The sequence below is a fragment of the Flavobacterium sp. genome, assembly GCF_020217025.1.
Lineage (GTDB): Bacteria > Bacteroidota > Bacteroidia > Flavobacteriales > Flavobacteriaceae > Flavobacterium.
Map to the genome: position 1 here is coordinate 1 of NZ_JAIWOF010000110.1, position 10,000 is coordinate 10,000.

Here is a 10,000-nt window from a genome sequence, read left to right on the forward strand (position 1 = left end):
CCACAAGTCGTGCGTGATAGAATTTCATTCGAACATTTAACACCAGTTTTCCCAACAGAAAAATTCAATTTAGCGGAACGTGGTAGTACCGTTTCAACGCGTATTATCGATTTGTTTTCTCCAATTGGAAAAGGACAACGTGGTATGATTGTAGCCCAACCAAAAACGGGTAAAACCATGTTGTTAAAAGATGTTGCGAATGCTATTGCGGCTAATCATCCAGAAGTTTATCTAATTGTTTTATTAATTGATGAACGTCCAGAAGAGGTAACTGATATGCAACGTAGCGTTCGTGGTGAAGTAATTGCTTCAACTTTCGACAGAGAGCCACAAGAGCACGTTAAGATTGCTAATATTGTATTAGAAAAAGCAAAACGTTTAGTAGAGTGCGGTCACGATGTAGTGATTTTATTAGACTCGATTACTCGTTTAGCAAGAGCTTACAATACAGTTCAACCAGCATCAGGAAAAGTGTTGAGTGGTGGTGTTGATGCGAATGCATTACAAAAACCAAAACGTTTCTTTGGAGCAGCTCGTAATGTAGAAAATGGTGGTTCATTAAGTATCATCGCAACTGCATTAACAGAGACTGGTTCTAAGATGGACGAAGTTATTTTCGAAGAATTCAAAGGAACAGGAAACATGGAATTACAGTTGGACAGAAGAATTGCCAACAAACGTATTTTCCCAGCCATCGACTTGGTTTCTTCAAGTACACGTCGTGATGATTTGTTATTAGACGAAAATACCATTCAAAGAATGTGGATTATGCGTAAATATTTAGCCGATATGAACCCAGTAGAAGCTATGGATTTCATCCACGACCGATTTAAGAAAACAAGAAACAACGAAGAATTTTTAATTTCGATGAATCAATAAAAATAAAAACTCCGATGAAAATCGGAGTTTTTTTATGGGTTTAATTTTGAATAGTACTTATTTACATTGGAGCATTTGTCATAAAGTCATTAAATTCTCCTGTTGATAAATTTATGGTTCCATGAAAATAACAATTACCTCCACCTAATACATTAAATCCTTCATTTTTCCATCTATCATCGGGAACACGACAAAAACAACTTACAAATACTTCTTTTTGTTTTGTTTTTTTGTTGATATAAGGGAAATATTGCCTTTTATAATCCTCTAGATTAACTATTAAATTTGGCCACTCATTTGGTGTATCGTGAAACATTTTCTTTATGTCAATGTTCATTTTTTTAACAGCTTTTGATAAAATATTATTTACTTCTTCAACTTCTTTTTTTGTAAGGAATGTAGGTGTTGCTCCTTCCCATGGAAAAGTTTCTAATATGGCAATATATACTTCTCCTTTTGAGTTTTTAATCCATTTCTCAGATTTTTCTGAGTCACTTTTATTACAACTAATAAAAGATAGAATAGATAAAAGCAAAATAATGATTTTCATAACAAATTTCTTTAAATATAATTTACTTCAACCTTTCCAAAACGCCTTTTCGTTTTACAATATTCTTGTAATCCCATTGAATTTCTTTTGCTTTTTGAAGCCAAATTTCTAAATCAGTAATATCGATTTCATCAACGGAATTATAAAAAATAGAAGCGTCTTGAAATTTACCTCCTAAAACATTTAGTTTATTTTCTTCAAACGATTTTCCGCTCCAAAACAGCAATCGGATGCCTTTCTTTTGTTTGCTATAGCCTACAATTGGATTGCCATCTAAAAACCAAACTGGATGCGCGTGCCAAATTTTATTTTCTGCTTCAGTCAAATGTAAATCGATTTGTTTTGCTAAAACATTACAGATTAACTGGTCTTCAGTTGATTGAGCGTTGTTGTATTCCGAGATTTCTGGATTCATAGCAATATTGTTTCCTTCAAATTTAATAAAAAAGCTGAGTAAAATTTACGTTTTGTCAATCTGAACTTGTTTCAGATTCTCAAAATAGAGATGCTGAAACAAGTTCAGCATGACAGTAATTACGCTTTTTACTCAGCTTTTAGAATTTATTTAAATTCAAAAATTTAAAACCCATTTACAATCGCTAAAAAGTCATCTGCCTTTAATGCAGCACCACCAATTAATCCACCATCGACATCAGGTTTTGAGAAGATTTCTTTGGCGTTATCTGGTTTTACGCTTCCTCCGTATAAAATGGTTAAGTTGTCTGCAATGTCAAAGCCGTATACTTTTTCAACTAAAGTTCTTATGAATTTGTGCATTTCTTGTGCTTGTTCAGGAGAAGCGGTTTCGCCTGTTCCAATTGCCCAAACCGGTTCGTAAGCTAATACAATATTAGTCCAATCTTTCTTCTCTAAATGGAATAAACCATCGCGTAATTGATTTTCAACAATATTAAAATGGTTATTAATTTGTCTGTCTTTCAATTCTTCACCAAAACAGAAAATAATACGCATTTCATGTTTTAAAGCGGTATCCACTTTACTAGCTAATAAAGCATCCGTTTCATGAAAATAAGCACGTCTTTCGCTGTGACCTAAGATTACAGTTGTTACGCCGATATCGGTTAACATAGAAGCTGCAATTTCACCTGTGAAAGCACCACCTTCCGCTTGATGCATGTTTTGTGCGGCTACTGTAATTCCTTTTCCATTCGTAATTTCAACTGCTTTTGATAGGTTGACAAACGTTGGAGCTACAATGATTTCAGTTGTAGTATTTGGTTTTTTCGCGATAATTTCTTCTAATAATGCAACCGTTTCTTTTTGAGTTTTGTGCATTTTCCAGTTTCCGGCAACGATATTTTTTCTCATTGAAATTTCATTTTTAATACTTTCAAAAGTACTAATTTGTTTGTTTAATTAGTATTTTTTGACCACCTCATTGCAATAAATTTACGCAAAGGTTTGCGAGGATTCTACTATTTATTTAACCTTGTTTAATACCTCTTTTATTTTGTCAAAATCTTTTTCTATGGCTCTGTATAAAACAATTTTACCGGTTTTATCTACTATTAAGTATCTTGGAATCCAATCTACATCTAATGATTTTCCAAATGTTCCTTTCATGTTATCACCAATGAAATAATTCTCACCTTCTACTTCATGTTTTTCGATTCCTTGAATCCATTTTTCAAATGTTTTGTCAAAGGATAAGTTTACAAAAATAACGTCTTTACCATAAGTTTGGTTTAATTTTTTAACTTCTGGCATTGCTTTGATACAATCTGAACACCATGAAGCCCAAAGTTCTATAAATATTGTCTTTCCTTCATGTTTTTTTACTACTTCTTGAAAAGTAATTGATTGATCATTTGTTGTTTTTAAAACATAGTCAAGACTTTCTTTTTTAAAAGTCGTTTCTTCTTTTTGTGCACATCCTAAAGTGCTAATTAGCAGGGTTGCTAAAACGAATAATTTTTTCATAGGTTATTTTTTTAATTCCGAATACGGTTTTTTAATTAATTTCTTGAATTCGGCTCCATTGAATTTGTTTTCATTGATGCCGTCATAGTATTTGAATTCATTACCATTCCATAAATATTTCACTCCTGGTGTGTCTCTTCCTGAACCTAATTCGGTCCAAAACGGAATTACATCAATCATTTTGTATGGGAATTTAGTTCCTGCAAACTCAAAGAACGTTGGGAGTTTTTCTGGTTCTTCATTCATGAAAATCACATAAATAGGAGGAAAGTTCTTGTCTTTTTTACGCATTTCATTCAATTCTTTTGCCGTATCCATACAATGGTCGCAACCTGGAACAAAATAGCACAGAATCTTTTTATCGGTATCAATTCCAGGGAAATATTTCTCGTAACCCGATTTTACTTTTTTAGGAGCGTCTTCAGTTTTCTTTTCTTCTACTTTTTTAACGGTATCTTTTACTATTTCATCTTTTGGTTCTTCTGTATTTAAGACAGAAGTAGAATCTACAATTATACCTAAATTCTCTTGAATTTCAGAAGTTGGTTCTTCTGTAAATTCAGCAACTGGTCGAATAGGAGCCACCATAAAAAGTGCTAAAATACAGCCTAAAGCAACCGATTTCAATAACCAAAAATTAGATTTTCCATCAGCGGGAAGTATTTTGAATAACCAAACTAACAATCCAATCGCAATGATGTTTTTGATAATGGCTTCTACTGGTGTCATTGGAATTAATTCTCCGAAACAACCACAATTTCCTGCATTTCCACTAACAAAAGTGGTGTAGCTTAAGTGAATTACAAAAACCGATAACAATAATATCGTAGCCGGAATCGTGATTTTTTTCAAGTAATCTTTTAATAAAATTGCAATTCCAAGTGCGAATTCAATTCCGATTAAAATTCTTGAGAAATAAGGAGCAAAACCCTCTGAAAATCCTAATGGATACAATTGTTTTACTTCAAAAGTGGAAATTGCAAAATAAGGCGATGGATATAATTTGGCTACAGCCGAAACAATAAATAAGGCAGAAATAATTAGGCGTAAAATCCAACTTAAGTTTTCTTTTTTCATGCTTTTTTTGATTTTTGATAAAAATACAATTTACAAAAAAGGTAATGTGTTAACGACTTGTTATTTATTTTCCATTAAAATCAAGGCGAAAACCGAATAGTTAATCATATCTTGGTAATTGGCGTCAATTCCTTCAGAAACTAGAGTTTTTCCTTTGTTGTCTTCGATTTGCTTCACACGAAGTAACTTTTGAATGATTAAATCGGTTAACGAACTGATTCGCATATCGCGCCAAGCTTCGCCATAATCGTGGTTTTTGTTTTCCATTAAGGCTTTGGTTTCAGCGATTTTCTCATCATATAGTCTAATTGCTTCATCAGCTGACATGTCAGGTTGACTCGCAATTCCTTTTTCCATTTGAATCAATGCCATCGCACAATAATTGATAATTCCGATGAATTCTGAAGTTTCATCTTCGTCTACTTTACGCACTTCGTTTTCTTGTAAACTGCGAATTCGTTGCGCTTTAATAAAAATTTGATCGGTTAAAGAAGGCAAACGTAAAACACGCCATGCGGTTCCGTAATCATGTGCTTTTTTTGAAAATAAATCGCGACAAACCGCTATAACTTTATCATATTGTTGAGAAGTATTCGACATTATTTGCTTTATATTTGTGTGAGAATTTTCAAAAGTAAGGAATTAACTCAAAATTGAAAAGAAATAAAGATGAATATCAATTGCAACGGAAATTTAATCGATTTATCAACTCCAAAAGTGATGGGGATTTTGAATGTGACGCCCAATTCGTTTTACGATGGTGGCAAGCACAAAGAAATCAATTCGATTATTCATCAGGTTGATAAAATGCTTTCGGAAGGAGCTGATTTTATTGATATCGGAGCCTATTCGAGTAAGCCAAGTGCCGAATTTGTCTCGGAAGAAGAAGAAATCAAACGTTTGGTTCCGATTGTAAAATCATTAGTAGAAACGTTTCCTAATATTATTTTATCAGTAGATACATTTCGAGCTCAAGTTGCGAAAGCTTCGGTAGAACATGGAGTTACGATGGTAAATGACATTGCAGCAGGTTTGTTAGATGATAAAATGTTGGAAACCGTTGCCGCATTAAAAGTGCCGTACATCATGATGCACATGCGAGGCAATCCGCAAACGATGCAAAGTTTGACAGATTATAACGACATTGTAAAAGAAATCATTTTCTATTTTTCAGAGCGAATTCAAAAGGCGAGAAGCTTTGGAATTTCGGATATTGTGATTGATCCTGGATTTGGTTTTGCCAAAACAGTAGAACAGAATTACGAAGTATTGCATAAAATGGAGTTGTTCGAAATGTTAGAATTGCCATTACTAGCTGGAGTTTCCAGAAAGTCTATGATTTATAAAGTGTTAGAAAGTTCGCCACAAGAAGCCTTGAACGGAACTTCAGTGTTGAATACAATCGCGTTGCAAAAAGGAGCAAAAATTCTTCGAGTTCATGATGTAAAAGAAGCGGTGGAATGTATAAAATTAGTCAGTAAATTAAAATAAAGAATGAAGAAATTAGTTGCTATTGTTGCCTTGATGGGCTTGTTTTCTTGTAATGATGAAGAAGTGTTGTTACCTCAAGAAAATGTTTCGGTTATGAAAGAAATGACAGACCATTCTCCCGTTTATATGTTTTTCAAAACGGAAGAAAATCCAGATGACAAAGAAAAATTAGATACGATTGTAGAAGTAAATCGCAAAAATGCTATTGCTTCTACTAATTGGGTTTTTAATATCGACAAACGTTTGCCTTTGAAATTAGTCATTCCAGAAGTGATGAATTTACAAGACAAAAAGAAACGCAGTTCACACTCCAAAGAAGGAACCATGAACGTTTTTACGTATTCGGATAGCGTAGCTAAGAATTTGGCTTTTTTCCCGTTTACGGATGTGGAGTTCAAGTATAGCAAGCATTTTTCTAAGTTTTTTATTAAAAAACACGCCGAACACTATAGAAATTACCACAATTTCACTGTGAATTTCAATAAAGACAACAAAATTACCGTTGACGGAAACGATGTTTCAAGAGAAGAATTTATCGATTTTATCAAAGAATTTGCAGATTTTACAAGTGATGGAAAAATCACGATGCTACATTTGAATTTCGATAATCGCTTAACGTATGACCAATATATTGAAAATAAAATTTTAGCATGGAAAGCAACTAATAATGAAATTCAATTGTCTTCTTTTGAGTTTGTTTATGATGAGAAGAAATTACCTGAATGTGGGTGTAAGCTTTAGAAGAGTTGTGAGTTAGGAGTTTTTGAATTGAGTTAATTAGTTTTATGAGATATTTGAAGTTATTCTTTTTCTTGATAGGTTTTGTTTTTATCTCTTGTAAAGAAGATAAAAGCATGGTTGTTAACAATGATTTAGTTTCTGATGAAGAATGTATTCAACTTTTAAATGAAGTTTTATCTGATACTGTAAATTTAAAATTGATTCCTTCGAAAAGAATAATTATTTCTAATTGTGATTTTCATAGATGGAATTTAAGCGCATTTGAAAATTATTCAGATTATGATTTTTTATATGAATTGCTAGAAGAAAAAGATACTGCATTTGTAAAAAATCAAATTGATACTTTAAAATGTTTTAAAACAACTGAATTAAAAAACTTTGGTTTTCAAGTTTATGACTTCAAAAAAATATTAGATAAAGTAGAATATGATTCAATCCCGAAAGAAATAGAAAAAATCAATATTTCAAATGGGAATCCTGAATTCGGTGATGGTTTTATTATGATACAAAGACCAATTTTCAATAGAAAAAGAGATAAAATTCTTTTAAGAATTGATTACATGACTAGCGGTATCGATTATCTATTAAGTAAAAAGAATAATTCTTGGGAAAAGAAAAAAGTTGGTGGTTGGATGGAGTAATTCCTTTTACCCTTTTCCTTTATCCTTTTACCTTATCACTGATGATGATACGGTTCATTTCTTAAAATCGTAAAACCTCTATAAATTTGTTCGATGACGAATAAGCGTACCATTTGATGTGAAAATGTCATTTCGGATAAAGAAACTTTTCCTTGTGCTTTTTGGTAAACCGTTTCGCTAAATCCGTATGGACCGCCGATGACGAATACTAAGGTTTTAATTCCCGCATTCATTTTCTTTTGCAAAAAATCGGAGAATCCTACGCTGCTGAACGTTTTTCCGTTTTCGTCGAGTAGAATTAAATGGTCGGTTGGTGTGATTTTGGATAAAATCAATTCGCCTTCTTTTTCTTTTTGTTGGGCTTCCGATAAATTCTTTACGTTTTTGATGTCAGGAATAATTTCCAAATCAAATTTCACGTAAAACGACAAACGCTTGGTGTAATCATCAATCAAAGTTTGAAGCGCTTTATTATCTGTTTTTCCAATAGTTAAAAGACGAATGTTCATGTGGTTTGTTTTGTGAAATGAAAAATCACTCTTTTTGGGAGTGATTTTCGATATTAGTTAATTTCTTCTGTTTGCTTCTCTTTGAAGTCGATTTCGCAAGCGTAAGAAAATAGTTTTTCTTTTTTAATGATATCCGCAGTTCCTTCAGGAAGCATGTCTTCCCAACCTGATTCGCCTCTACAAATCATTTTTAAAATTTTTCTTGAGAAAATATCTAAGTTCTTTTCGTCATAATCTTTAATGTCAATTACTTTTCCGTTGAATTTGAAGAATTTGTATAATTCTTTCATTCTCGGATGTACTTTTAAGTTTTCTGAAGTAATAACGTTTCCATTATCATCTTTCATTGGGTATAAGTACACTTTTAAATCGCGGTAGAATAATTTTCCAAATGCTTCCAATATTCCTCCTGATAAATGGCGGTAGTATTTCTCGTCGAAGATTTCAACTAAGTTATTTACTCCCATAGCTAATCCCATTCTTGCTTTTGAATAATTAGAGAAGTATTCTACAACTTTGAAATATTCTTGGAAGTTCGAAATCATTACGTTTTTCCCAAGTTTACAAAGTAACTCTGCACGGTCAAGGAAATCGCGTTCGTCAATTTCACCTTCGGCTTTTAAGTTGGAAAGTGTAATTTCGAATACTACAAATGTGTTGTCTTCGGCTACTTTATTTTCTTTGATAAACATGTTGTATGATTCCTCATACATGTCCATATTTACTTTAGTAACAGGTCTAAAACTTCCTCTTAATGCTAAGATATTCTTCTTGTATAAAACAGCAGCAGGTAAGATGTTTTTTCCGTCAGGACCAAACATTACGGCATCCGTCATTCCGTTTTTAACCAATTGTAAACTCATCAAACGATTGTCAACATTGGCAAATCTTGGACCTGAGAAGTTAACGGTATCAATTTCTAATTGATCTTTATCTAAATGGTCGTATAAATAACGAAGTAATTTTTTTGGATCGTTGTATTTATAGAAAGCGCCATAAATTAAATTTACACCTAAAATCCCTAGAGTTTCTTGTTGTAATTTGGCATCATTTTCTTTGAAACGAATGTGAAGAATAATTTCGTTATAATCCTCGTCTGGCTCTACTTGATACACAATTCCAACCCATCCGTGACCTTTAAATTGCTTTGCAAAGTCGATTGTAGCAACCGTATTAGCATAACTAAAAAACAATTTATTTGGATGTTTGTCTCTACTTAAACGTTGTTCAACAAGATTAATTTCGTGAGTTAGCATTTTGCGAAGACGACTTTCTGTAACATAACGACCATCAGCTTCTTCACCATAAATAGCGTCACTAAAGTCTTTATCGTATGCCGACATGGCCTTTGCAATAGTTCCAGAAGAGGCTCCTGCTCTAAAAAAGTTACGTACTGTTTCTTGTCCTGCACCAATCTCTGCAAACGTTCCATAGATGTTTTCATTAAGATTGATTCTTAATGCTTTATCTTTAATGGAAGGGATTTGCTCTATCTCTTTATCTCCACGAACTTTAATATCTGTAACCATACTTTTCATTAAAATATATTTTGGGGTACACGAGAATAATAATCTCTAATTGCAAAGTTAATCATTTTATAAAAACTACCATAATTATTGTTATTTTTGTGCAAAAGATAAGGTTGTGAAAATTTACTTTTTAGGAACAGGTACATCTCAAGGAATTCCAGTAATTGGAAGTCATCACTCGGTATGTTTGAGTTCAGATGAGAAAGACAAGCGATTACGTGTCTCGGTTTGGATTGAAACTGAAGATACTTCTATTGTTATCGATTGTGGCCCCGATTTTAGACAACAAATGCTAAATTCGAAATGTCCTAAAATTGATGCGTTGTTATTTACACACGAACATGCTGACCATACTGCGGGTTTAGACGATATTCGTCCGTTCTTTTTTAAACAAGGAGCTATTACCATTTATGCACATCAACGCGTGTTGAAGAATTTAGAACGTAGATTCGATTACATCTTTGAAACCGAAAATAAATATCCAGGCGCACCTTCAGTTTCTGAAAATGAAGTCATTAATAACCAATCGTTTATGGTGAATAATGAAGTTGTTATTCCTGTAAATGCGTACCATGGTTCGTTGCAAGTTTTTGGATACCGAATTCAAGATTTTGTGTATTTGACAGATGTGAAAACAATGGA

13 protein-coding genes are annotated in these 10,000 nt (G+C 32.8%); 5 read left to right on the forward strand and 8 right to left on the reverse strand.

All coding sequences use genetic code 11. The features are described 5' to 3' along the window. The coding region (gene rho / locus LDL23_RS05345) for a transcription termination factor Rho (RefSeq protein WP_291264787.1) at window positions 1-879 on the forward strand (879 nt) is incomplete at its 5' end. A gap of 61 nt (window positions 880-940) precedes the next feature. Here rho and LDL23_RS05350 read toward each other — a convergent pair. The 6 genes from LDL23_RS05350 to LDL23_RS05375 form a co-directional block, all read right to left on the reverse strand. After that, window positions 941-1,429, reverse strand: coding sequence for a hypothetical protein (locus LDL23_RS05350; protein WP_291264788.1), 489 nt, complete (start codon window positions 1,427-1,429; stop codon window positions 941-943). Between the two features lie 22 nt (window positions 1,430-1,451). Beyond that, window positions 1,452-1,844 carry a DUF1801 domain-containing protein gene (locus tag LDL23_RS05355; protein ID WP_291264789.1) on the reverse strand — a complete coding sequence of 131 codons (393 nt, stop codon included), beginning with the start codon at window positions 1,842-1,844 and terminating at the stop codon, window positions 1,452-1,454. Between the two features lie 164 nt (window positions 1,845-2,008). Next, window positions 2,009-2,758, reverse strand: coding sequence for a triose-phosphate isomerase (gene tpiA / locus LDL23_RS05360; protein WP_291264790.1), 750 nt, complete (start codon window positions 2,756-2,758; stop codon window positions 2,009-2,011). A gap of 111 nt (window positions 2,759-2,869) precedes the next feature. Next, window positions 2,870-3,370, reverse strand: a complete 501-nt coding sequence (locus LDL23_RS05365; RefSeq protein ID WP_291264791.1) for a TlpA disulfide reductase family protein — start codon at window positions 3,368-3,370, stop codon at window positions 2,870-2,872. 3 nt (window positions 3,371-3,373) lie between these two features. After that, window positions 3,374-4,447, reverse strand: a complete 1,074-nt coding sequence (locus LDL23_RS05370) for a MauE/DoxX family redox-associated membrane protein (protein ID WP_291264792.1) — start codon at window positions 4,445-4,447, stop codon at window positions 3,374-3,376. Window positions 4,448-4,507: 60 nt separating this feature from the next. Continuing rightward, a complete protein-coding gene (locus LDL23_RS05375) occupies window positions 4,508-5,047 on the reverse strand; it encodes a DUF1599 domain-containing protein (protein WP_291264793.1) in 540 nt (179 codons plus the stop codon). A gap of 69 nt (window positions 5,048-5,116) precedes the next feature. Between LDL23_RS05375 and folP the strand changes: the two genes are divergently transcribed. From folP to LDL23_RS05390, 3 genes are all read left to right on the forward strand, one after another. Beyond that, window positions 5,117-5,938 (forward strand): dihydropteroate synthase, encoded by an 822-nt coding sequence (folP, locus tag LDL23_RS05380; RefSeq protein WP_291264794.1) that lies wholly within the window; start codon window positions 5,117-5,119, stop codon window positions 5,936-5,938. Between the two features lie 3 nt (window positions 5,939-5,941). After that, window positions 5,942-6,679, forward strand: a complete 738-nt coding sequence (locus tag LDL23_RS05385) for a hypothetical protein (protein WP_291264795.1) — start codon at window positions 5,942-5,944, stop codon at window positions 6,677-6,679. Between the two features lie 71 nt (window positions 6,680-6,750). After that, on the forward strand, window positions 6,751-7,320 hold the full coding sequence (locus LDL23_RS05390; RefSeq protein ID WP_291264796.1) for a hypothetical protein: 570 nt from the start codon (window positions 6,751-6,753) through the stop codon (window positions 7,318-7,320). A 35-nt stretch (window positions 7,321-7,355) separates the two neighbouring features. Here LDL23_RS05390 and rlmH read toward each other — a convergent pair whose 3' ends face one another. Together rlmH and LDL23_RS05400 are read right to left on the reverse strand one after the other, a co-directional pair. Then, window positions 7,356-7,829, reverse strand: coding sequence for a 23S rRNA (pseudouridine(1915)-N(3))-methyltransferase RlmH (gene rlmH, locus LDL23_RS05395; RefSeq protein WP_291109871.1), 474 nt, complete (start codon window positions 7,827-7,829; stop codon window positions 7,356-7,358). A gap of 53 nt (window positions 7,830-7,882) precedes the next feature. Then, window positions 7,883-9,358, reverse strand: coding sequence for a hypothetical protein (locus LDL23_RS05400; protein WP_026724961.1), 1,476 nt, complete (start codon window positions 9,356-9,358; stop codon window positions 7,883-7,885). Between the two features lie 115 nt (window positions 9,359-9,473). Here LDL23_RS05400 and LDL23_RS05405 point away from each other — a divergent pair. After that, window positions 9,474-10,000 (forward strand): MBL fold metallo-hydrolase (locus tag LDL23_RS05405; protein WP_291264797.1); only part of this gene is annotated, 527 nt, incomplete at its 3' end.

What these genes read in the sequence shown, in the direction of transcription:
- LDL23_RS05350 (WP_291264788.1), bottom strand. Translation starts at nt 1,429, where the DNA reads ATGAAAATCATTATTTTGCTTTTATCTATTCTATCTTTTATTAGTTGT.
- LDL23_RS05355 (WP_291264789.1), bottom strand. Translation starts at nt 1,844, where the DNA reads ATGAATCCAGAAATCTCGGAATACAACAACGCTCAATCAACTGAAGAC.
- tpiA (WP_291264790.1), bottom strand. Translation starts at nt 2,758, where the DNA reads ATGAGAAAAAATATCGTTGCCGGAAACTGGAAAATGCACAAAACTCAA.
- LDL23_RS05365 (WP_291264791.1), bottom strand. Translation starts at nt 3,370, where the DNA reads ATGAAAAAATTATTCGTTTTAGCAACCCTGCTAATTAGCACTTTAGGA.
- LDL23_RS05370 (WP_291264792.1), bottom strand. Translation starts at nt 4,447, where the DNA reads ATGAAAAAAGAAAACTTAAGTTGGATTTTACGCCTAATTATTTCTGCC.
- LDL23_RS05375 (WP_291264793.1), bottom strand. Translation starts at nt 5,047, where the DNA reads ATGTCGAATACTTCTCAACAATATGATAAAGTTATAGCGGTTTGTCGC.
- folP (WP_291264794.1), top strand. Translation starts at nt 5,117, where the DNA reads ATGAATATCAATTGCAACGGAAATTTAATCGATTTATCAACTCCAAAA.
- LDL23_RS05385 (WP_291264795.1), top strand. Translation starts at nt 5,942, where the DNA reads ATGAAGAAATTAGTTGCTATTGTTGCCTTGATGGGCTTGTTTTCTTGT.
- rlmH (WP_291109871.1), bottom strand. Translation starts at nt 7,829, where the DNA reads ATGAACATTCGTCTTTTAACTATTGGAAAAACAGATAATAAAGCGCTT.
- LDL23_RS05400 (WP_026724961.1), bottom strand. Translation starts at nt 9,358, where the DNA reads ATGGTTACAGATATTAAAGTTCGTGGAGATAAAGAGATAGAGCAAATC.